A 20,375-nucleotide genomic window follows, 5' to 3' on the forward strand; every position below is an offset into this window, starting at 1 on the left:
GAGACGGAACGTGCAATGGGGCGGGGGATACAACGTTTCCAATCTGGACTTCCGCCGTCCGGAAACCACCGCTATGGCGCGAACCCTGGCATGCGCCGGGGCTCACCGCCCCTTGAACACCGGCTTGCGCTTCTCCAGGAACGCCCGGTAGCCCTCGCGGAAATCCTCCGTGCCGAAGCAGTGGTAGCATTCGGCGATCTCCGCCTCCGACAGCGGGGCGGGGTCGGACAGGCGGCGGACGAACTGCTTGTGCAGGCGGGCGGCCAGCGGGGCGCCCCCGGCGATGCGCTCGCAGGTCGCTGCGATCTCCTCCTCGAAGGCGTCGTCGGCCACGAGGCGGTGGACCAGCCGCTTGTCCTTGGCCTCCTCCGCGCCGAAGACGCGGCCTTCCAGCAGGATTTCCAGCGCCGCCGGGCCGCCCGCGATGTCGTGGAGCAGCTTCAGCTCGGGCAGCGCCATGGAGATGCCGAGCCGGCTGACCGGCACGCCGAAGCGGCTCCCCGCCGTGCAGACCCGCAGGTCGCAGGCCAGCGCGACGGCCAGCCCGATGCCGCAGCAGGCGCCCTGGATGGCCGCCAGCGTCGGGTGCGGCAGGTCGCGCAGCAGGGTCAGGCCCTCGTCCATCAGCACGCCGTAGTCGGCGCCCTGTTCGGGGCTGTTGCGCTCCGTCTCGAATTCAGAGATGTCGGCACCGGGGCTGAAGGCCCGCCCGCCGGCGCCGCGCAGGACCACCGCGCGCACCGTGTCGTCGGCGCCGAGCTGGCGCAGCAGCGGGATCAGCGCGAGCCACATCGGCTTGTCGAAGGCGTTCAGCTTGTCGGGATTGCTGAGCGTCAGGGTGGCGACGACGCCGTCGCGGGTCAGGATCACGGTGCCGGCCATGGCGTGTCGGGCTCCCCATCCATTCGGTTGCGTATGGGGCAGACCACAAACACCGGCGGCCCCGTTCCGTCAAGGGCTTCGCAAAGGCTGCTTCCACTCTGGACCGCAGGGCCGCGGGTCCCCATAGTTCGTAGCCGGGACTTCACCGGACGGGAGATGACGCCGCGATGCGAACGGGAATAGCCGCCTTTACCCTGGCCGCCGCTCTGATGAGCGCCCCCGCATTCGCGGCGAAGGACGAGCTGGTGATCGGCATGACCCAGTTCCCGTCCAACTGGCACCCCTCCATGGAAGCGATGATGGCGAAGAGCTACGTCCTGTCCATGGCGCGCCGGCCCTTCACCGCCTACGACCCCGACTGGCGGCTGACCTGCCTGCTCTGCACCGAACTGCCGGCGCTGGACAAGGGCACCGCGGAGGTCGAGACACGGCCCGACGGCAAGAAGGGCATCAAGGTCACCTACACGATCAACCCCAAGGCGACCTGGGGCGACGGCACGCCGATGACGACCGAGGACGTGCTGTTCACCTGGACGGTCGGCAAGCACCCGCAGAGCGGCTACAGCAACTTCGACCTGTTCGCCCGCGACATCGTGGCGATCGACGCCAAGGACGAGCGCACCTTCACCATCCACCGCGACAAGGCGGTGTGCAGCTACGCCGAGATCAACGACTTCGAAATCCTGCCCGCCCATCTGGAACGCGCGGTGTTCGAGGCCGACCCGGCGACCTACCGCAACCGCTCGAAGTACGAGACGGACACGACGAACCCCGGCCTGTGGTTCGGCCCCTACCGCATCGCCCAGGTCGAGCCGGGCAGCCATGTGGTGCTGGAGCCGAACCCGACCTGGTGGGGGGCGAAGCCGGCCTTCAAGCGGGTGATCGTGAAGTCCATCGAGAACACCGCCGCGCTGGAGGCCAACCTGCTGGCCGGGCAGGTCGACATGGTGCCGGGGGAGACCGGCCTGCCGCTCGATCAGGTGCTCGCCTTCGAGAAGCGGCACGGCAGCCGCTACAACGTCTTCTACAAGCCGGGCCTGTTTTTCGAGCATGTCGAACTGAACCTCGACAACCCGGCGCTGGCCGATGTGCGGGTGCGCCGGGCGCTGCTCCACGCCATCGACCGCGAGGCGATCTCCAAGCAGCTCTACGACGGGCGCCAGCCGGTCGCCCACAACGAGATCAGCCCGCTCGACCGCGTGCACGCGCCGGGCTACCCGACCTACGCCTTCGACCCGGCGCTGGCGGCCAAGCTGCTGGACGAGGCGGGCTGGATGGAGCGGCGCGCCGGGGTGCGCCACAACGCCAAGGGGGAGCGGCTGTCGCTGGAGATCATGACGACCGCCGGCAACCGCTCCCGCGAGGTGTTGCAGCAGGTGCTCCAGGCGCAATGGCGGCAGGCCGGGATCGAGGTGCGCATCGTCAACGAGCCGGCCCGCGTCCTGTTCGGCGACACGCTGGAGAAGCGCCGCTTCAAGTCGATGGCGCTGTTCGCCTGGATCAGCGCGCCGGAGAACATCCCGCGCACCATCCTGCATTCCAGTATGATCCCGACGGAAGCCAACAACTGGGCGGGCCAGAACTACACCGGCTACAGGAACCCGGAGATGGACAAGGTCCTGGAAGACCTGGAGCATGTCTGCGAGCCCGACGCCAACCGCGCGCTGTGGGCGAAGCTGCAGACGCTCTACGCCCAGGACCTGCCGAACCTGCCGCTGTTCTTCCGCGCCGACCCGTTCATCCTGCCGTCCTGGCTGGAGGGCGTGGTGCCGACCGGGCATCTGGATTCCAGCACGCTGTGGATCGAGACGTGGAAGGCGAAGGAGTGAGGGGGGTGAGGGTGTCGTGTCGGGCCCCCCTCCCAACCTCCCCCCGCTCTCAGCGGACCGAAGGTCCGCCTGCCGCGTCAGCGCCAACCCATGACCCGCTTCCTCGCCTCCCGGCTGCTCCAGGCGCTGGTCGTCCTGCTGCTGATGAGCTTTGTCATCACGGTGCTGATGACGCTGATGCCGGGCGATCCGGTGGACATGATGCTGGCCGGCAACCCGCGCGCCACGCCCGCCGACGCGGCGCGGCTGAAGGCGCTCTACGGCCTCGACAAGCCTCTGCTGGAACGCTACGGACACTGGCTCCAGGCGGCGCTGATGGGGGATTTCGGCTTCTCGCGGCTCTACGCGCAGCCGGTGCTGACGATCCTGCTGCCGCGGCTGGGCAACACGCTGCTGCTGCTCGGGGCGGCGATGGCGCTGACGCTGGCGGTGGCGCTGCCGCTCGGCGTCTACGCGGCGCGGCGGCCCTACGGCTGGGCGGACAACGCCATCAACCTGTTCTGCTTCGCCGGCATCTCCGTTCCCGCCTTCTGGCTGGCGCTGCTGCTGATCCTGCTCTTCGCGGTGGAGCTGCAATGGCTGCCGGCCTCGGGCCTCGGCCCGGTCGGCGGGGAGGGCTGGTGGGAGCGGTTACCCTACCTCGTGCTGCCGGTGGCCTCGCTGACGCTGGCGAGCATCGGCGGCTACACGCGCTACGTCCGCGCCGCGATGATGGGGGAGCTTCGCCAGGATTACGTCCGCACCGCCCGCGCCAAGGGACTGGGGGAGGGGCGGGTGGTCTGGCGCCACGCGCTGCGCAACGCGACCATCCCCATCGTGACCATCGTGGCGCTGGAGTTCGGCGCCCTCTTCTCCGGCGCGCTGGTGACCGAGACGATGTTCGCCTGGCCGGGCATGGGCAAGCTGATCTACGACAGCATCATGGGCAACGACCTGAACGTGGCGCTGGTGGCGCTGCTGTTCGCCACGCTGACGACGCTGGCTGGCAACCTGCTGGCCGACGCCGCCTACGCCGGGTTGGACCCGCGCATCTCCTTCAAGGGAGACGGGGCGTGAGGGCCGGGCGCTTGAGAGCCGGACGCTTCTTGCGGCGCTTCGCCCGCCACCGGCTGGCGGTGGTCAGCGCCGTGTTGCTTCTGGTGCTGGCGGTCACGGCGGCCGCCGCACCCTGGGTGGAACACTGGCTGGGGGTGGAGGCGACGGGCATCAGCCTGCTCGACCGTTTCGGCCCGCCCTCGGCCCTGCACCCGCTGGGAACGGACGAACTGGGGCGCGACGTGCTGGTGCGGCTGCTCTATGGCGGGCGGGTGTCGCTGTTCGTCGGCGTGGCGGCGGCGCTCGCCTCCGCCGTCATCGGCACGGGGATCGGGCTGCTGGCCGGCTATTTCGGCGGGCGGCTGGACGATCTGCTGATGCGGGTCACCGACGGGCTGATCGCGCTGCCGCTGCTGCCGCTTCTGATCGTGCTGGGCGCCATCGACCTGACGCGGCTGGGCATCCCGCCGGAGGTGGCGGGGGCGGAGGACGCCAGCCTGCTGCGCATCGTCGTGCTGGTGGCGCTGTTCGGCTGGACCACGGTGGCGCGGCTGGTGCGCGGGGCCACCCTGTCGGCGCGGCGGCGCGACTATGTGCGGGCGGCGGTGGCGATGGGGGCGGGCAGCCGCCGCATCATGCTGGCCCACATCCTGCCGAACGTCGCCGCCCCCGCCGTGGTGGCGACGACGCTGACGGTCGGCAACGTGATCCTGCTGGAGTCGGTGCTGAGCTTCCTCGGCCTGGGCATTCAGCCGCCGCTGCCCTCCTGGGGCAACATGCTGACCAACGCGCAGGAGCTGGTGGGAACGGCGCCGCTGCTGGCGGTGTGGCCGGGGCTGTTGATCTTCCTGACGGTGATCGCCGTCAACCTGCTGGGCGACGGGCTGCAGGACGCGTTGGACCCGCGGGTGGTGGGGAAGCGGTAGGAAGGTCGTTGTCTGGACACGTATTGCCCCCTCCCTAACCCTCCCCCGCTTCGCAGGGGAGGGGATCAAGCGCCCTCCCCTGCGACTTTGAAACCTCGCCGTCCCCGCCACCATCGGGATCAAGCGCACCGCATAAGGCGACGTCTGCATCTGCGCCACCGCCTGGGCCGGACCCGGAACGCGCTCGCGGTAGCCGACGACGACATCGCCGCCGGACGCCCGCGCGCTGACGATGGACACGCCGTAGCCGCCGGTATCGCGCGGGCCGAGGAAGACCGCCGCGGCCATGCGGTCACCGGGCAGGGGGCCCGGCGCGGCCTCGCCGACACGGGCCCAGAGATCGTTCCATTCCTGCGGGTTGCGGGCGACCACATAGGCGCGCTCGTAGGCCTGGCTGCGGTCGCCCTGCCAATAGGTGCCGGGATCGGCGTCGGCGGGGAGCAGGGCCTGCGGCTCCGCCCCGTCCGGAGCGGTCTGGCAGGCGCCGAGAAGGGGAAGCGTCAGGGCGAGGGCAAGCATGGCGACGGCTGGGCGGGTCATGCGGCGGCTCACTCCGGCACCGCCATGCCGCGCTTGACCGCCGGGCGCTCCGCGACCGCGTCGTGCCAGCGCTTCAGATTGGGGTAGCGGTCCAGCACGTTGCCCTCCGCCTTGGCGGCCACGGCCACGAAGGGGAAGCAGGCGATGTCGGCGATGGAGTAGGCGCCGCCGGCCAGATACGCCGACCCGCCCAGACGCTCCTCCATCGCGGCGTGGATGCGCTGCAGCTCGCCTTTGAAATAGTCGATGGCGTAGGGGATCTTCTCCGGCGCCATCACGGCGAAGCGGAACTTGCTCAATCCCGAGGGGCCGAGGTCGCTGACGCCCAGCATCAGCCAGCTCATCGCCTCCGCCCGCTCGTCCTCGTCCTCGGGCAGCAGGCGGCCGGTGCGCTCGGCGTAGTGCAGCAGGATGGCCCCCGAGCCGAACAGGCGGCGCTTTTTGCCGCCGGGCAGATCCTCGACGACGGCCGGGATCTTGCCAATCGGGCTGACCGCCAGATAGTCGGGCTGACGGCCTTCGCCGGCCACAAGGTCGACCTTGTGGACCTTGTAGGTGAGACCCAGCTCTTCCAGCAGGATCGAAGCCTTTTGCCCGTTCGGCGAGGCGAAGGTGTAGAGCGTGATCATCGGTGCCCGTCCCTGGAGCCTGTCCCTTTGCCATGTCCGCAAAGGCGTTCAACAGGCGCCAGTTTCGCCGATTTGCGCACGGAAGGCCAGAGGCAGGCAAAAAGCGCCTTTTTGCCTGCCGATCAAACGGTTTCCATGCTCACACCGCGCGGCTGTGCTTCCCGGCGCCGGTGGACAGGTAGGTGTCGAAGCGCGCGGCGACGATGCGCATCAGCGGGCGGGCGGGTTCCGGCACATGGACGCGGCGGCCCTCCACCACGGCGACCCCGTCGGCCACCAGATCGGCCATCGCCTCCAGGTCGGCGTCGAAGGTCCCGGCGGCCAGCCCATGGGCCTCAGCCACCGCGCCGGCGTCCACCGACAGGTCGCACATCAGGCGCACGATCAGGTCGCGGCGCAGCCGGTCGTCGGCAGTCAGCGTCAGCCCCTTGCCGGTCGGGAACCGCCCGGCCTCGACGGCCTGGGCGTACTGGTCGAAGGGAACGGCGTTCTGCACATAGCCCTGCGGCAGCGCCCCGATGGAGGAGGCGCCGAAGCCCAGAAGAACCTCCGCGTCGTCGGTCGTGTAGCCCTGGAAGTTGCGGCTGAGCCGCCCCTCGGCCTGCTGAACGGCCAGCTCGTCGTCGGGTCGGGCGAAGTGGTCGAGGCCGATGGGCTGGAAACCGGCGTCGGTCAGCACCCCGGCGATGGACGCGAACTGCTCCCACCGGCCCAGCGTGCCGGCCAGCGCCGACTCGTCGATCTTCTTCTGGTGGGACTTCATCCACGGCACATGGGCGTAGCCGAAGACCGACAGCCGGTCCGGCGCCATGGTCAGGGCGATCTCGGCGGACCGCGCGACGCTCTCCACCGACTGCTTGGGCAGGCCGTACATCAGGTCGAGGTTGATGTGGCGGATGCCGTTGGCGCGCAGCCATTCCAGCGTCTGCTCGGTCTGTTCCCGCGGCTGGATCCGGTTGATGGCCGCCTGCACCCCGGCGTCGAAGTCCTGCACGCCCAGCGAGGCGCGGTTGACCCCGGCGCGGCCCAGCGCTTCCGCCATCTCGCGGGTCAGGGTGCGCGGGTCGATTTCCACCGCGATCTCCGCGTCCGGCGTCACGTCGTAGCGCTCACGCAGCAGGGCGATCAACGATTCGAAGTCGTCCGGCGCCATCATGGTCGGGGTGCCGCCGCCGAAATGGATGTGCCGCACCCGCAGCCGTCCGGAAATGCGGTCGGCGACCATGCCGATCTCGCGGCGCAGATGGCCGAGATACTCGGCGATGGGGGCGTAGCGGGCGACGATCTTGGTGTGGCAGCCGCAGTACCAGCACATCTTCGCGCAGAAGGGCACGTGCAGGTACAGCGACCCCGTATGGGCCGCCGTGTCCAGCTCCGCCAGCCAGTCCGCGTAGCGCTCCGCCCCCACGGCGGCGGTGAAGTGCGGCGCCGTCGGGTAGCTGGTGTAGCGGGGCACCCGCAGCCCGTCGTACTTGGCGAGCAGGGCGGCGTTCAGCGGGGCGGTCGGGGCGGTGGCGCAGGCCACGGGGGAGATCGCGTTCATGACGGGGAGGATCGTGCAGACCGCCTCCCGCCGCTTTGACACAAGTCAAGCGTTCGAACGCCCGCCCGTCAGGCCTGTCCGTCAGTCGGGTGCGGCCAGCCGGTTCTCCAGATGCTCCAGCAGCAGGTTCAGATTGCGGCGGTTGGCCTTGAAGCCGATGTCGAAGAGGGCGCCGACCACCGGGACCGAGCCGCCGGCCCAATCCACGGCCATGTTGGCGACCATGCGGGCGATCAGGCTTTTCGGAAGGTCGAAGCGGGCGGCCTCCATGACAATGTAGGCGGCCACCACGGTGGTCGCCGTGCTGCCGGCGACCGGGACCAGCGCGGCGATGCCGTCCAGCCCGACGGGGATGCGCGTGCCGGGAATGCGCCAGCGCGTGTCCATCAGCCGGGTCAGCCGGCGCAGCCGCTCCAGCCTGTTCAAGTCGATATGGATGACCGGCGGCGCCGTGGCGACGCCCGAGAGGGTGGAGGCGGGCGCGGGACGCGTGCGGATGTCGCTCATGGGGCTTCACCGGTGCAGGAAAGCCGCCGTGGGGAGCCGCCGGAGGAGGGAGCCGTGGGCGGAGCCGGTCGGGCGTGTCGGGTGAGCAACCCGCGGCTGTGCCCCGCGGTTCCCGGCCTATCTCCATCGGGTGCCCGGCACCACGGACGCGTTCACAGTCCGGGCGGGGCCGCCGTCATACGGATAATCGGGCGGATAATCAGGCGGACGCAGGGTCATTGTCCGAAAGGAGGGGGAAACTTGCCGGAGCGGATGCGGCGATTGGACGCGCGATGTGGGCTCGCTGGAGGCTAAATGTTTGACGTTTCTGGGAATTATCCGGTGTGGCCAAGCTTTTTTTGGCATCGGTCGGACGGCCATATGCCGAAGGCCTCTCTGGTCCGAGGCGCCCCAAAGGACAACAATGGTGCGCGCACGTTGAGACTAAAGACCGAAAAGAACCGAACGGGCACCCGCTCCACAGGGTGATGGGCAGGGCACCGAACATCGGAAAAAAACAGGTCGGAAAAAAGGGAGGATCACCATGACCATGCTTTATTGCGCCTGCTGCGGACAGCCGTTCCGCCGCAGTTCGTCGCGCGGGCCGGCGCCGCTCTATTGCTCACGCGATTGCCGCCGCCAGATCGAGGTCCGCCGCCGCGTCTGGGCGTCGCGGCAAACGGCGGAACGGACGGCCGCCACGTCGCGGGCGCCAGTGGTTCCGGCCGGTGCGGGTGCCTTCCAACAGGGGGGGATGGTGTGGGAGCGCGCCTCCGCCTGATCGGGCGCCGCACGCAGTCTGCGCATTTTTTGGCCGGTTTGGTTGTGGCCCCTCTAAAACGGCAGGGCTGCCATACCATATAGGAGGACGCTACATGATGAGCGTCCCCCTGAACCGAGGGCTTTTCCGAACACGGCCATGACCCAGAACACGCGATCCCCCCGCACCGTTTCCCGCACTCCGGCCCGCGCCTTCGGCGCCGTCGCTCTGGCGCTGGCCGTGGCGCTGACCGCCGGTACCGCCGACGCCCGCGCCGGTAAGAGCAGTTCCGCGGGCAGCCGCGGCTCGCGCACTTACGAGGCGCCGGCCCAGACCAACACCGCGCCGCGAGCCGCCCCGATGGAGCGCTCGGCGGCCCCGGCCCAGACTCCGGGCGCCCAGCAGCCGGGCATGCAGCAGCCGGGCATGGCGTCGCCGGCGGCGGCGCAGCGCGGCGGCTTCTTCTCGCGCGGCGGCTTCATGCCGGCCCTGATGGGCGGCCTGATCGGCGCCGGCATCGCCGGCATGCTGTTCGGCGGCGGCTTCCTCGACGGGCTGGGCAGCTTCGCCGGCATCCTGGGCTTCATCCTCCAGATCCTGCTGGTTGTCTTCCTGGTTCGGCTGGCCATGCGCTTCTTCCGCAACCGCTCGGCGGGCGCGGCGCGGCCGGCGGGCATGGGCGCTCCCAACACCGCCTATGCCGGCCCGAATCCGGGCGTCATGAACCGCGAGGCGGTGGACGCGCGCTCGAACCCGCTGGGTGGTGGCGCTCGCGGTGGTGCGGCGGCGGGTCCGGCCTCGGGTCCAGCTTCTTCCGGCCGTCCGGGCGTGCGCCGTGACGACGTGGGCATCGGCCCGGCCGACTATCAGGCGTTCGAGCAGACGCTGGTTGCGGTCCAGACCGCCTACGGCAACGAGGACCTGACGGCCCTGCGCAGCGCCGTGACGCCGGAGATGGCCTCCTACTTCGCCGAGGAACTGGCGGCCAACAACAACCGCGGCGTAATCAACCGCCTGTCCGACGTCCGTCTGCTCCAGGGCGACCTGGCCGAGGCGTGGCGCGAGGGCAACGTGGAATACGCCACCGTGGCGATGCGCTTCTCGCTGACCGACGTGACGGTCGACCGCGCCAGCAACCGCGTGGTCGAGGGCGACCCCAACCGCCCGGTCGAAGCCACGGAAATCTGGACCTTCACCCGTCCGCGCGGCGGGCGCTGGGTCCTGTCGGCGATCCAACAGGCCGGCTGACCACTCTCCACTCCTCAACCGGTCTCGCGAGGGGGGCGTCCGAAAGGGCGCCCCCTTTCGCATTTCCGGACTCCCCTGGGCGGATGGGACATGATAGAACATATCAGGAACAAATACCTGCTCAGCGGAAGCGAGTCATGCCCGAACTTCCTGTGCCCGAGTCTTGCGTCGGAGCGCCTGCGCCGGACCGGGCGGCCGTTCTTGCCGATCTGCGCGCCCGCATCCGGGGCCTGGAAGGGCTGGGCGGGGAGGGGGCGCGGGTGCTGCCCTTCGGCCTGCCGGACCTCGACGGGGTCTTTCCGGCAGGGGGGCTGCCGCTCGGCTGTCTGCACGAGGTGGCGGGGGAGGAGCCGGGAGCCGGCACGGCCTTCGCCGCGCATCTGCTGGCCCGCCTCGCCAGCGCGGCGGCGCCCGCGCTGTGGGTCGTGCGCGGGCGCGACCTGCACGCCGCCGGGCTGGCCGCCTATGGGCTGACGCCGGACCGGCTGATCGCCGTGCGCGCGACCCGCGACGCCGACGCCCTGTGGGCGATGGAGGAGGCGCTGCGCTGCAAGCGGCTGTCCGCCGTGCTGGGGGAGGTCGGGGGGCTGGACCTGACGGCGAGCCGCCGGCTGCAACTGGCCACCGAGTCGTCGGGTGTGACGGGATTCCTGCTGCAGAGCACCGCCCGCCGCTCGGCGGCGAGCGCGGCGGTCACCCGCTGGCGGGTCGCGCCGGCTCCCAGCCGGACGGCGGAACCGGGCGTGGGCGATCCGCGCTGGCGCGCCGAACTGGAGCGCTGCCGGGGCGGTCGCCCTGGGGTGTGGCTTCTGGAATGGCGTGACGGTGCCCTGGTCCCGGCGAGGGAGCCGAAGCGGGCCATTCCCGCGCCTGCACCCACATCCACCCCGGTTCGGCGTCCGGCACCGGCGTCCGGAAACGGACCGTCCTGGGCCGAGGTGGCGTGATGCGGACGGAAGGACGGGCGGTGATGTCGCTTACACGACAGCCGCCCGTCAGCTTCCGATCAGTAGTTGGTGGTCCAGTCGGGCAGGGAATGCCCGGTTTCGCCATCCGGATCGGTGTGAAGCGGAAAGGGCGCGTCGTCCGCGTAGAGCGGCAGTTGCCGGGCGAATTCCGCCGATTCCTGAGCCCGGCGTTGCTCCAGCAAGCGGGCGGCCAAATGAGCGGGCAGCATGGCAAGCCTCCTTTTGAGCGTCGGGAGAGCCTGGGGAGCGGTCCTGTCGGCCGCCCTCGGCCCAACCCGTCCTGTGTGTCTGGACGCTATCATGCAAGGTCCAGGCCTCTAAGTGATGCAGATCACGCGTTATGCAAACTTTAATGCGCCGGTTTCTTTTTCAGGCCCCGTTTCTTTTTTGAGGCGGGAAGCCCATAGTCCCCGCCTCCCGCTTCTTTCCGCCGATGTTCCTTCTCCGAGACCGACCATGCACGCCGAACCCTGCCCTACCTGCCTAAAACCTATGCATTTGTGCGTTTGCGAGGCGGTGGAGCCGATCGACAACGCCGTCTTCCTGCTCATCCTCCAGCACCCGCAGGAAAAGCGCGAGACGCTGGGCACCGCGCAGATCACCCATCTCCAGTTCCGGAACTCCGCGCTGAAGGTGGGGCTGAGCTGGTCGAACCTGAAGCGCATCCTGGGGCGCGAGGTCGATTACAAGCGCTGGGGCGTGCTCTATCTCGGCCCGGTCAAGCAGGGCGCCGCCCCCCTGCCGGAGGTGTCCATCGTGGATAAGGGCGGCGTCCCGCAGAGGGACAGCGAGTTGGTTCTGGCCGATCTGGAGGGCGTCATCGTCCTGGACGGCACCTGGAGCCAGGCCAAAACGCTGTGGTGGCGCAACCCGTGGCTTCTGAAGTGCCGCCGCATCGTGCTGAACCCGCAGTTCCGCTCCCTCTACGGGCAGGCCCGCAAGGAGCCGCGGCGGGACAGCGTGTCGACCCTGGAGGCCGCCGCCTTCCTGCTGTCGCGGCTGGAGGCCGAGCCGGCGATCCTCGATCGCGCGCTGAAGCCCTTCTCGCTGCTGCTGAACAAGCTGCGCGCCCCGCGCCCGCGGCCCGTGGCGCCGCCCGGCGCGGAATCGGCGGAACCGATTGCGGATCAGGCCCCGGATCAGGACGAGGCGGAATAATCCGCGTTTCTTCCGGGATCGCCCTTTCCGGGTAAGCCCCCCTCGACCAGGGCGGCCGCGGCAACCAATGCGCTGTTGCGCTGTTGGGGATTGCATCGGCCGCTCGGGCCTCAACCAAGGGAGCGATCCATGAAGGGTATTTTGCTGTGGCTTGTCGGGCTTCCCATTCCGATCATTCTTCTGCTGTATCTGTTCAACGTCCTTTGATCGGCCCTCCGATCGGCTTGACGGCACGGACCGGCGGCGCCACATGCGAACCGCGCCGCCCTCCACGCGCACGGCAAGAGACGAGGACCATGGCCCGCGATTTCGTTCCCTTCGGACTGACCGTCTGCGGCATCGAGGAGCTGAACGGCTTCTGCGAGGCCGGCGTGACCCATGTCCTGTCGATCCTCGACCCCGGTCACCCGGAGCCGACCGCCTTCGGCTCCTACGGCGAGCACACGCGGCTGGAGCTGCGCTTCCACGACATCATCGACCCCTACATGGGCCAGGCCCTGCCGCAGCGCGCGGACGTCGAGCGCATCCTGGCCTTCGGGCGCGACCTGATGACCGAGCCGACCGGGGTGGGGGGGCTGCTGGTCCATTGCCACGCCGGCATTTCGCGCTCGACCGCCGCCCTGACCATGATCCTGGCCCAGGCCAGCCCGGATCGTCCCGCCGCCGAGGCGATGGCCGCCGTGGTCAATATCCGCCACAAGGCGTGGCCCAACCTGCGCATGATCGAATTCGCCGACGAGATCCTGGAGCGCCGGGGCGAACTGGTCGCCGCCGTCCGCGCCCGCCACGCCAGCTATGGCCGGGAGCGTCCCGATCTGGTCCAGTTCATGATCGACAACGGCCGGGTGCGCGAGGTCGCGGACCTGATCGACTGATCTTTCGCCCCCTGCCGCATCTCAGCGGAAATTTCGGCCTTCCGGGAAGACCGCGGCGGCCGAGCGGTTGGGGAGCGCGTCGGGGTCGGTCAGGTCGCGCAGCCGGTGCGTCAGGTCGGTCAGCCGCTCGACGCGCAGGTGGATGACCTCGCCGCCCTCGGGATTGGGCTTGCCGTTGCGCTCCACCCGGCCGGTGGCGGCGATCAGGCGAGCGCCGAGGATCGTCTTGCGGAATTTTTCGAACACGTCCGGCATGATGACGAGGTTGGCGATGCCGGTCTCGTCCTCCAGCGTGATGAAGACCACGCCCTCGGCGCTGCCGGGCCGCTGCCGGACCAGCGCCAGCCCCGCCACGGTCAGCCGCGTGCCGGCCCGTACCTTTCCCAGCCGTTCGGTCGGGACCACCCCGGCGAAGCCGTCCCGCAGCAGCGCCATGGGATGCGCCTTCAGCGACAGGCACAGGCTGCCGTAATCCATCACAACATGCTCGCCCAGCGCCATGGCGGGCAGGAGGGCCTGCGGCTCCTCCTGGGCGGAGTCGGCGAGGCCGGCGAACAGCGGCAGCGGCAGCGGCCGCGCTCCCAGCGCCTTCACCGCCCACAGCGCGGCCCGCCGGTCCAGCCCGACGGAGCGGAAGGCGTCGGCCTTGGCCAGCCGCTCCAGCCCGGCGACCGGCATCCGCGCGCGGCGCCACAGGTCGTAGGGGTCGCGGTAGCCCGCCCCGCGGCACAGCACCAGCCGCCGGGCGTCCTCCTCGTCCATCCCCCGGACCAGCCGCAGGCCGAGGCGCAGGGCGTAGCGGATGGTGCCGATGCCCCCTCTCCCCCCCSGGGAGAGGGTTGGGGTGAGGGGGTTTCGCGGCTCTGAACCGTCCGGCACAAGGGCAACCCCCTCACCCTCCCCTCTCCCCGGGGGGGAGAGGGTATGCGTTCCCATTTTGGAAAGCGGTTCCAGCGTGCAATCCCACTCCGACCGGTTGATGTCCGGAGGCAGCACGGTCACCCCGTGTTCGCGGGCGTCGCGGACGATCTGGGCGGGGGCGTAGAAGCCCATGGGCTGGCTGTTCAGCAGCGCCGCGGCGAAGGCGTCCGGGTGGTGGCACTTCATCCAGGCCGACACATAGGCCAGCAGGGCGAAGCTCGCCGCGTGGCTTTCGGGGAAGCCGTATTCGCCGAACCCCTCGATCTGCTGGAAGCAGCGCTCGGCGAAGGCATGGTCGTAGCCGTTCCCGACCATGCCTTCGATGAAGCGGTCGCGGAAGGTGTGGACCAGCCCGGTCTTGCGGAAGGTCGCCATGGCGCGGCGCAGCCGGTCGGCGTCCTCCGGGCTGAAGCCGGCGCCGACGATGGCGATCTTCATCGCCTGCTCCTGGAACAGCGGCACGCCCAACGTCTTCCTCAGCACCTTCTCCAGTTCGGGAGACGGGTAAGTGACCTGTTCCTCGCCGGTGCGGCGGCGCAGGTAGGGGTGGACCATGTCGCCCTGGATCGGGCCGGGGCGCACGATGGCGACCTCGATCACCAGATCGTAGAAGGTTTTGGGCCGCAGGCGGGGCAGCATGGACATCTGCGCCCGGCTTTCCACCTGGAAGACGCCCAGGCTGTCGGCCCGGCACAGCATGTCGTAGGTCGCTGGGTCCTCCTGCGGCACCGTCGCCAGCGTCAGGGCGCTGTCGTAATGCCGCTTCAGCAGGTCGAAGCCGCGGCGCAGGCAGGTCAGCATCCCCAGGGCCAGCACGTCCACCTTCAGGATGCCCAGCGCGTCGATGTCGTCCTTGTCCCACTCGATGGTCGTGCGGCCCGCCATGGCGGCGTTGGCGACGGGGCAGAGGTCGCTCAAGGGGCCGCGGGTGATGACGAAGCCGCCGACATGCTGCGACAGGTGGCGGGGAAAGCCGATCAGTTCCTGCGCCAGTTCCAGCGTCCGGCATAGCCGCGGGTCGTCGGGGTCGAAGCCGTACTGCCGGGCGCGCTCTTCGTCCACACCGTGGCGGCTCCAGCCCCAGACGGAGCCGGACAGCCGCGCCACCAGATCGGCCGACAGGCCCATGGCCTTGCCGACCTCGCGGATGGCGCCGCGCGCGCGGTAGCGGATGACGGTGGCGGTCAGCCCGGCCCGTTCGCGCCCGTACTTCGCATAGATGTACTGGATGACCTCCTCGCGCCGCTCATGCTCGAAATCCACGTCGATGTCCGGCGGCTCGTTGCGGGCGGCGGAGATGAAGCGCTCGAACAGCAGGTCGATGGCGGTGGGATCGACCGCGGTGATGCCCAGGCAATAGCAGACGACCGAATTGGCCGCCGAGCCGCGCCCCTGGCACAGGATCTGCTGCGAGCGGGCGTAGCGCACGATGTCGTGCACCGTCAGGAAATAGGGCGCGTAGCCCAACTGCCCGATCAGCGCCAGTTCATGGTGCAGGGCCTTGGTCACCGTCTCCGGCACGCCGTCCGGGTAGCGGCGGGCGGCGCCGGCCCAGGTCAGGTGGGTCAGCGTTTCCTGCGGGCTGCGCCCGTCCTCGGCCACCTCGTCCGGGTATTCGTAGCGCAGCTCCTCCAGCGAGAAGCGGCAGGCGGCGGCGATCTCCACCGTGCGGGCGACGGCGTCGGGGTGGCGGTGGAACAGGCGGGCCATCTCCACCCCGGCCTTCAAATGCCGTTCGGCGTTGGCGGACAGGCGCCAGCCGGCCTCGTCGATGGTCGTGCCGCTGCGGATGCAGGTCATCACGTCGGCCAGCGGGCGGCGGGCGGGCGAGTGGTAAAGCACGTCGTTGGTCGCCACCAGCGGCACCCGCTCCGCCTCCGCCAGCCCGGCCAGCCAGGACAGCCGCCGCTGGTCGTCGCCGCGGTAGCGGTGGCAGGCGGCGAGGTGCAGGCGGTTCCCCAGATCGGTGCGCCAGCCGCGCAGCGCGTGGACGAAGGCGGGGTCGCGGTCGTCCGGCGGCACCAGCAGGAACAGCATCCCCTCCGCATGCTCCAGCAGGTCGGCGCGGGCGATGAAGCAGGCGCCCTTGGGCGCCCGCCGCTTGCCCAGGGTCAGCAGCCGCGACAGCCGCGCGTAGGCCGCCCGGTCGGTGGGGTAGGCGAGCAGGCTGTCCGCGTCGGTCAGGTCCAGCCGGCAGCCGACGATCAGGCGGAGGCCGTGCTTGCGGGCGGCGGCGTGCGCCTGCACCACCCCGGCCAGCGAGTTGCGGTCGGTCACCGCGACGGCGGCGTGGCCGAGGGCGGCGGCGGTCAGCGCCAGCTCGTCCGGGTGGGACGCGCCCTCCAGGAAGGTGAAGCTGGTCGAGACCTGGAGTTCGGCGTAAGGGGTCATGGCGGCCCCGTCACCCGAAGAAGCCGTGCAGGAACCACGGCGCCGCCACGCCGGGCCGGTACAGCCCCTGGCGGAAAACCCAGAAGCGGCGCCCGGCCTCGTCCTCGACGCGGTAATAGTCGCGGGGCTCGCCGTCGCGCCGCCACCATTCGGCCGCGATCCGCTCCGGCCCGTCGGCAAGGCGGATGCGGTGCTGGGCGCCGCGCCAGCGGAACATCACCGGCGGGTCGTCGGGAACCAGGGCCATGGCCTCGATGGGCTCCGGCGGGGTGAGCAGCCGCACCGGGCGCGGGCGATCGGCGGGCCACAGCGCACCGCCGGGGGCATCCGCGAAGGCCGCGGCGGGGGCCACGCTGCGCTCCGGCAGCCAGCTTTGCCGCGGGACCAGCCGCAGCACCGCCCGCTCCCCCAGCCGGTTGCCCAGCCGGTCCATCAGCTCGCCCAGCTCCGGCTGTCCGCCCGTGCCCCCATCCGCACCGCCATCCGTTGTGCCATCCAGCGCGGCCTGCGCGGCGGCGAGCGGACCGGCCTCGGTGGCCGACAGCACCATCAGCTCCAGGCCGGGGCCGGGCTCCACCCGGTCGAGCTTCTGGGCGAACAGCCGCATCAGCGCGTCCGGGCGGCGCACCGGGTGGCCGGTGCCGATGGCCAGCGTCTGGGGCGCGTCCTCCAGCCGGCGGTCCACCCGGTGCAACTCCAGCCGCAGGCGGCGGGCGCCCTCGCCGGTTTTCTCCAGCCCGGCGCAGAGGGTCATCAGCAGGCGGCGCAGGGCCTCGGCGATGGTCTCGGCGGTGGTGAGCGGCTCGGGCAGGGCGAGGCGGGCGCTGTGCGGCGGCACCGGCAGGCGGGGCGACAGCGGCTCGTCCAGCCGTCCATAGGCTTGGTCGAGCCGTCGCAGCAGCTCCGGCCCGAAGCGGGCGGCCAGCGTGGCGCGGGGGATGGCGTGCAGGTCCCCGATCCGCCGCAGCCCCACCGCGGCCAGACCGTCCACCGTGGCGGCGGGCAGACGCAGCGCGGCGACGGGGAGGGAGGGACCCGCGAAGCTCTCGCGCAAGCGAAGCTTGCGCTGACGCGGCAGGCGGACCCTTTGGGTCCGCCGAGAGCGGGAGGGTGGGGGCCTTCCTCCCGAACCGTGCCAGCGCCCAGGCCGCCGCGGGCGTGTCGGCCACCGCCAGCCGCGACTCGAAGCCCGCCGCGGTCAGGCGGGCGGTCAGGTCGGCGGCCATGGCCTCCTCTCCGCCGAACAGATGGGCGCAGCCGGTGATGTCCAGCGCCACGCCGTCGGGACCGTCCGGGGTGGTCCAGGGGGTGTAGCGGGTGCACCAGCCGGCGATCCGTTCCAGCAGACGGGCGTCCGACTCGGGATCGGCGTCGAAGACGGCCAGGGCGGGTTCGATGGCGCGGGCGTCGGCCAGACTCATGCCGGGCCACACCCCGGCCTCCGCCGCGGCGCGGTTGACGGCGGCCACGCCCAGCCGCCCGCGCTCGGCCAGGATGGCGGCCAGGGGATGGCCGCGCCGCTCCGGATGGCGGCGGCTGTGGGCGTCGGTGGGCAGCCGCGGCAGCCACAGGGACAGGATGCGCCGTGCCGTCCGTTCCGCCTCCCGTTCCACCATACCGCCCTCCCTCCGCACATTGTTTCTACTCGAACAAAACAAGAACATTCTAGCGGCAAAAGCTGGCGGGTGGGAGTCCCCTTACGGCCTCACCAGGAAGAGGGAGATGGGCAGGGGGCCTTGTCCCGGCTCCGCGGGGCACGACATGGTTGGTATGACCTCGATCCGCGCCACCGCCACGCTTCTGCCCGTCACCGTCGCGCTCGCCGCCCTTGCGCTGGGGGCCTGCGCGACGGAGGTGCGCGACGAAATGCCGGGGCGGGCCCAGGCGGCACCGCCGGCGTCCGCGCAAGGCGGCGGGCTGAAGACGCTGCGCCAGATCCAGGCGGAGGAGAACGCCCGCCCGATCCCCGCGCCGCAACCTCCACCCGCCCCGCCGCAGAAGCTCTCCGACGCCTCGCAGATGCCCAACCAGCCGCCCAACCAGCCGCCGCCGGTGCGCCGCCGCGGCAGTTCGTCTCCCCCGCCGCCGCCCATCGACCAGCCGGCCACGCCCGCCCTGCCGGCGCCGGGCTCCACCCAGGGGCTGACCGACCGCGCCAAGCGCGACCTGATGAGCCCGGAGGTCGACCGGTTGCGCACCGACGACGCCATGGGCCGCCTCGACCCGCTGCAGCAGCGCGACCTGCTCCGCAAGCAGCAGGATCTCCGCCAGTACGGCCCCGGCCCTCTGGGTTACTGACCCCGGCGTTCAAAAGCCTCCGGCTCTGGTCACTTGACCCCACCCCGCGCAGCGGCCATACCGGCCCGGTGCTGCGCAGAGACGTTGGGGAAAAGGGGTAGGGGATGGTGGCGATCCGGTCGGTTCTTCTGGCGCTCACACTGATCGGCGCCGGGGCCGCGCCCGCGCTGGCGCGGATGACGGTGACCGGGCCGTTCGGCACCGGCCTGACCGAGCCCGTGTGGGTGTTGCAGCATCTGCTGGGCTTCCTCGCCATCGGGCTGTGGAGCGGGCAGAACGGCGGCGCCGCCGTCTGGCAGCTTCCGGTGGCGGCGCTGACCGCGGTGCTGTCTGCCGGATTGGCCGCGCAGATCGGCATCCGCCTCCCCTACGCCGCGGAAGGGTTGTCGGCGTCGCTGATCCTGATGGGCGGGCTGGTCGCCTTCGGGTTGAAGGCGCCGTTGGCCCTGGGGGTGCTGACGGTCGCCGCGGCGGGGGCCTTCCACGGCTATGTGCATATGGGCGGTCCGCTGTTCTGGGCCGGGTTGTCGTCCGGCGTGCTGCTGGTCATCAGCGCCGGGCTGGGCCTGTCGGTGGCGGTGGGGCAGGCGGCGTCGGGCCGGGTCGTGCAAATGTGTGGCGGCGCGGTAGCACTTGCCGGAGTTCTTGATCTGGCGGGCGTCTTTTAAGCCCCCGACGCCTTGAAAAAGCCGGGCTGCGGGTATTCTTGTAAGAGCGTGTCCAACACACGCCGCCGATGGCCCATGCCGCCGGGACGGCTGGCCAGCAGGAAAGGTGGACCCGCCGGTGCCGCGCGCAGGAGCCAACCCCCGCCTTTCCTCGCAAGGTCTTCCCAGCCGCCGCCATCTCCTGGCCGGTGTCGCGGGGGCCGCTCTGCTCGGCCTGCTGCCGCGGGGTGCTGCGGCGCAGGACATCCGCTATTTCCGGATCGGCACGGGCACCACGTCGGGCACCTATTTCCCGATCGGCGGGCTGATCGCCAACGCCATCTCCAACCCGCCCGGTTCCCGCCCCTGCGACCGCGGGGGAAGCTGCGGCGTGCCGGGGCTGATCGCGGTGGCCCAGGCGACGCTCGGCTCGGTGGAGAACATCGAGCTGCTGCGCTCCGGCGCGATCGAAGCCGGGATGTCCCAGGCCGACATCGCCTATTGGGCCTACACCGGGTCGGGCATCTTCCACGGCAAGGCGCCCTTCGAGGGGCTGCGCTCCATCGGCATGCTCTACGCGGAGGCGATCCAGCTCGTCGTTCGCGCCGACAGCGACCTGCACGGCGTGGCCGACCTGAAGGGCAAGTCCGTCTCGCTGGGCGAGGAGGGGTCCGGCGTGCTGGTGGAGGCGCGGGCCATCCTCGACGCCTTCGGCGTGAAGGAGGCGGAGCTGCGGCCCCCGGCCTACCTGAAGCCCGGCACCGCGGCGGACCGGCTGGCCAAGAAGGAGCTGGACGCCTTCTTCATGGTCGGCGGCTTCCCGGTGGCGGCGGTCACCGACGTGGCGAACCGCGAACCGATCCGCCTGATCCCGCTCGACGGCGAGATGGCCGCCCGGCTGCGCATCCGCCAGCGTTTCTACATGGACCAGACCATCCCCGCCGACACCTACCCCGGCGTGCCGGAGATTCACACGCTGGGGGTGGGGGCGGAACTGCTGGTCCGCGCCGACCGCGACCCCGCCCTGATCCACGGCGTCACCAAGGCGCTGTGGCACGAGAACACCCGCCGCCTGCTGATCGAGGGCCACCCCAAGGGGCGCAGCTTCGACGCCACCAAGGCGGTCGCCAACGTCTCGGTCCCGCTGCATCCGGGCGCCGAGCGCTATTACCGCGAGGTCGGCCTGATCGGCAACGCCGCCAACGAACCGACGGGAGGGCCGACGCCCTGATCCCTTCC

At 70.8% G+C, this 20,375-nt stretch carries 18 protein-coding genes and 2 pseudogenes; 11 read left to right on the forward strand and 9 right to left on the reverse strand.

All coding sequences use genetic code 11. The features are described from left to right. Nucleotides 1-102 precede the first annotated feature (102 nt). Nucleotides 103-882 carry an enoyl-CoA hydratase-related protein gene (locus AC1DVI_RS12170; protein ID WP_476958182.1) on the reverse strand — a complete coding sequence of 260 codons (780 nt, stop codon included), beginning with the start codon at nucleotides 880-882 and terminating at the stop codon, nucleotides 103-105. 167 nt (nucleotides 883-1,049) lie between these two features. On the opposite strand from AC1DVI_RS12170, the gene AC1DVI_RS12175 reads away from it, so the two are divergent. The 3 genes from AC1DVI_RS12175 to AC1DVI_RS12185 all read left to right on the forward strand — a co-directional run bounded on the left by AC1DVI_RS12175 (nucleotide 1,050) and on the right by AC1DVI_RS12185 (nucleotide 4,672). Continuing rightward, complete coding sequence (locus AC1DVI_RS12175; protein WP_476958183.1) at nucleotides 1,050-2,711, forward strand: peptide ABC transporter substrate-binding protein; 1,662 nt, start codon at nucleotides 1,050-1,052, stop codon at nucleotides 2,709-2,711. A 90-nt stretch (nucleotides 2,712-2,801) separates the two neighbouring features. Then, nucleotides 2,802-3,767, forward strand: coding sequence for an ABC transporter permease (locus AC1DVI_RS12180; protein ID WP_149164206.1), 966 nt, complete (start codon nucleotides 2,802-2,804; stop codon nucleotides 3,765-3,767). A 29-nt stretch (nucleotides 3,768-3,796) separates the two neighbouring features. Continuing rightward, nucleotides 3,797-4,672, forward strand: coding sequence for an ABC transporter permease (locus AC1DVI_RS12185; RefSeq protein ID WP_476958184.1), 876 nt, complete (start codon nucleotides 3,797-3,799; stop codon nucleotides 4,670-4,672). A 138-nt stretch (nucleotides 4,673-4,810) separates the two neighbouring features. On the opposite strand, the pseudogene AC1DVI_RS12190 reads toward AC1DVI_RS12185, so the two are convergent. The 4 genes and pseudogenes from AC1DVI_RS12190 to AC1DVI_RS12205 form a co-directional block, all read right to left on the reverse strand. Next, nucleotides 4,811-5,212 (reverse strand): annotated as a pseudogene (locus AC1DVI_RS12190) (protease complex subunit PrcB family protein); the annotation flags it as partial. A gap of 8 nt (nucleotides 5,213-5,220) precedes the next feature. Beyond that, nucleotides 5,221-5,841, reverse strand: coding sequence for a glutathione S-transferase family protein (locus AC1DVI_RS12195; protein ID WP_476958185.1), 621 nt, complete (start codon nucleotides 5,839-5,841; stop codon nucleotides 5,221-5,223). Between the two features lie 139 nt (nucleotides 5,842-5,980). Beyond that, on the reverse strand, nucleotides 5,981-7,384 hold the full coding sequence (hemN, locus tag AC1DVI_RS12200; RefSeq protein WP_476958186.1) for an oxygen-independent coproporphyrinogen III oxidase: 1,404 nt from the start codon (nucleotides 7,382-7,384) through the stop codon (nucleotides 5,981-5,983). 81 nt (nucleotides 7,385-7,465) lie between these two features. Beyond that, the gene (locus AC1DVI_RS12205) at nucleotides 7,466-7,891 is read right to left on the reverse strand and encodes a DUF4112 domain-containing protein (protein WP_476958187.1); all 426 of its coding nucleotides are present in this window, start codon (nucleotides 7,889-7,891) and stop codon (nucleotides 7,466-7,468) included. 523 nt (nucleotides 7,892-8,414) lie between these two features. Here AC1DVI_RS12205 and AC1DVI_RS12210 point away from each other — a divergent pair. From AC1DVI_RS12210 to AC1DVI_RS12220, 3 genes are all read left to right on the forward strand, one after another. Continuing rightward, nucleotides 8,415-8,651: a hypothetical protein gene (locus tag AC1DVI_RS12210; protein ID WP_476958188.1), complete on the forward strand. Its 237-nt coding sequence runs from the start codon at nucleotides 8,415-8,417 to the stop codon at nucleotides 8,649-8,651. A 138-nt stretch (nucleotides 8,652-8,789) separates the two neighbouring features. Next, complete coding sequence (locus AC1DVI_RS12215) at nucleotides 8,790-9,878, forward strand: Tim44 domain-containing protein (protein ID WP_476958189.1); 1,089 nt, start codon at nucleotides 8,790-8,792, stop codon at nucleotides 9,876-9,878. Nucleotides 9,879-10,015: 137 nt separating this feature from the next. Then, complete coding sequence (locus tag AC1DVI_RS12220; protein WP_476958190.1) at nucleotides 10,016-10,825, forward strand: ImuA family protein; 810 nt, start codon at nucleotides 10,016-10,018, stop codon at nucleotides 10,823-10,825. A 59-nt stretch (nucleotides 10,826-10,884) separates the two neighbouring features. Here the strand turns inward: AC1DVI_RS12220 and AC1DVI_RS12225 are convergent, their stop codons facing one another. Further along, complete coding sequence (locus AC1DVI_RS12225) at nucleotides 10,885-11,055, reverse strand: hypothetical protein (RefSeq protein ID WP_476958191.1); 171 nt, start codon at nucleotides 11,053-11,055, stop codon at nucleotides 10,885-10,887. 247 nt (nucleotides 11,056-11,302) lie between these two features. Here AC1DVI_RS12225 and AC1DVI_RS12230 point away from each other — a divergent pair, with 247 nt between their 5' ends. Further along, nucleotides 11,303-12,004, forward strand: coding sequence for a tRNA-uridine aminocarboxypropyltransferase (locus AC1DVI_RS12230; RefSeq protein WP_476958192.1), 702 nt, complete (start codon nucleotides 11,303-11,305; stop codon nucleotides 12,002-12,004). 296 nt (nucleotides 12,005-12,300) lie between these two features. Continuing rightward, nucleotides 12,301-12,879, forward strand: coding sequence for a tyrosine phosphatase family protein (locus AC1DVI_RS12235; protein WP_476958193.1), 579 nt, complete (start codon nucleotides 12,301-12,303; stop codon nucleotides 12,877-12,879). 21 nt (nucleotides 12,880-12,900) lie between these two features. On the opposite strand, the gene AC1DVI_RS12240 is transcribed toward AC1DVI_RS12235, so the two are convergent. The 3 genes and pseudogenes from AC1DVI_RS12240 to AC1DVI_RS12250 form a co-directional block, all read right to left on the reverse strand. Further along, on the reverse strand, nucleotides 12,901-16,191 hold the full coding sequence (locus AC1DVI_RS12240; RefSeq protein ID WP_476958194.1) for an error-prone DNA polymerase: 3,291 nt from the start codon (nucleotides 16,189-16,191) through the stop codon (nucleotides 12,901-12,903). 10 nt (nucleotides 16,192-16,201) lie between these two features. Beyond that, nucleotides 16,202-17,245: a Y-family DNA polymerase gene (locus AC1DVI_RS12245; RefSeq protein ID WP_476958195.1), complete on the reverse strand. Its 1,044-nt coding sequence runs from the start codon at nucleotides 17,243-17,245 to the stop codon at nucleotides 16,202-16,204. Between the two features lie 142 nt (nucleotides 17,246-17,387). After that, nucleotides 17,388-17,855, reverse strand: a pseudogene (locus tag AC1DVI_RS12250) (Y-family DNA polymerase); the annotation flags it as partial. A gap of 97 nt (nucleotides 17,856-17,952) precedes the next feature. Here AC1DVI_RS12250 and AC1DVI_RS12255 point away from each other — a divergent pair. The 3 genes from AC1DVI_RS12255 (at nucleotide 17,953) to AC1DVI_RS12265 (ending at nucleotide 20,367) form a co-directional block, all read left to right on the forward strand. Next, nucleotides 17,953-18,489 carry a hypothetical protein gene (locus AC1DVI_RS12255; RefSeq protein ID WP_476958196.1) on the forward strand — a complete coding sequence of 179 codons (537 nt, stop codon included), beginning with the start codon at nucleotides 17,953-17,955 and terminating at the stop codon, nucleotides 18,487-18,489. A 104-nt stretch (nucleotides 18,490-18,593) separates the two neighbouring features. After that, nucleotides 18,594-19,157, forward strand: a complete 564-nt coding sequence (locus AC1DVI_RS12260) for a HupE/UreJ family protein (RefSeq protein WP_476958197.1) — start codon at nucleotides 18,594-18,596, stop codon at nucleotides 19,155-19,157. A gap of 118 nt (nucleotides 19,158-19,275) precedes the next feature. Next, nucleotides 19,276-20,367 (forward strand): TAXI family TRAP transporter solute-binding subunit, encoded by a 1,092-nt coding sequence (locus AC1DVI_RS12265; protein ID WP_476958198.1) that lies wholly within the window; start codon nucleotides 19,276-19,278, stop codon nucleotides 20,365-20,367. Nucleotides 20,368-20,375: the final 8 nt, after the last annotated feature.

The organism is Azospirillum sp. P4_B5 (assembly GCF_056402275.1).

Coding starts and splice junctions, on each gene's coding strand:
- AC1DVI_RS12215 (WP_476958189.1), top strand. CDS start 8,790: ATGACCCAGAACACGCGATCCCCCCGCACCGTTTCCCGCACTCCGGCC.
- AC1DVI_RS12210 (WP_476958188.1), top strand. CDS start 8,415: ATGACCATGCTTTATTGCGCCTGCTGCGGACAGCCGTTCCGCCGCAGT.
- AC1DVI_RS12260 (WP_476958197.1), top strand. CDS start 18,594: ATGGTGGCGATCCGGTCGGTTCTTCTGGCGCTCACACTGATCGGCGCC.
- AC1DVI_RS12195 (WP_476958185.1), bottom strand. CDS start 5,841: ATGATCACGCTCTACACCTTCGCCTCGCCGAACGGGCAAAAGGCTTCG.
- AC1DVI_RS12225 (WP_476958191.1), bottom strand. CDS start 11,055: ATGCTGCCCGCTCATTTGGCCGCCCGCTTGCTGGAGCAACGCCGGGCT.
- AC1DVI_RS12255 (WP_476958196.1), top strand. CDS start 17,953: ATGGTTGGTATGACCTCGATCCGCGCCACCGCCACGCTTCTGCCCGTC.
- AC1DVI_RS12205 (WP_476958187.1), bottom strand. CDS start 7,891: ATGAGCGACATCCGCACGCGTCCCGCGCCCGCCTCCACCCTCTCGGGC.
- AC1DVI_RS12170 (WP_476958182.1), bottom strand. CDS start 882: ATGGCCGGCACCGTGATCCTGACCCGCGACGGCGTCGTCGCCACCCTG.
- AC1DVI_RS12175 (WP_476958183.1), top strand. CDS start 1,050: ATGCGAACGGGAATAGCCGCCTTTACCCTGGCCGCCGCTCTGATGAGC.
- AC1DVI_RS12235 (WP_476958193.1), top strand. CDS start 12,301: ATGGCCCGCGATTTCGTTCCCTTCGGACTGACCGTCTGCGGCATCGAG.
- hemN (WP_476958186.1), bottom strand. CDS start 7,384: ATGAACGCGATCTCCCCCGTGGCCTGCGCCACCGCCCCGACCGCCCCG.
- AC1DVI_RS12230 (WP_476958192.1), top strand. CDS start 11,303: ATGCACGCCGAACCCTGCCCTACCTGCCTAAAACCTATGCATTTGTGC.
- AC1DVI_RS12220 (WP_476958190.1), top strand. CDS start 10,016: ATGCCCGAACTTCCTGTGCCCGAGTCTTGCGTCGGAGCGCCTGCGCCG.
- AC1DVI_RS12180 (WP_149164206.1), top strand. CDS start 2,802: ATGACCCGCTTCCTCGCCTCCCGGCTGCTCCAGGCGCTGGTCGTCCTG.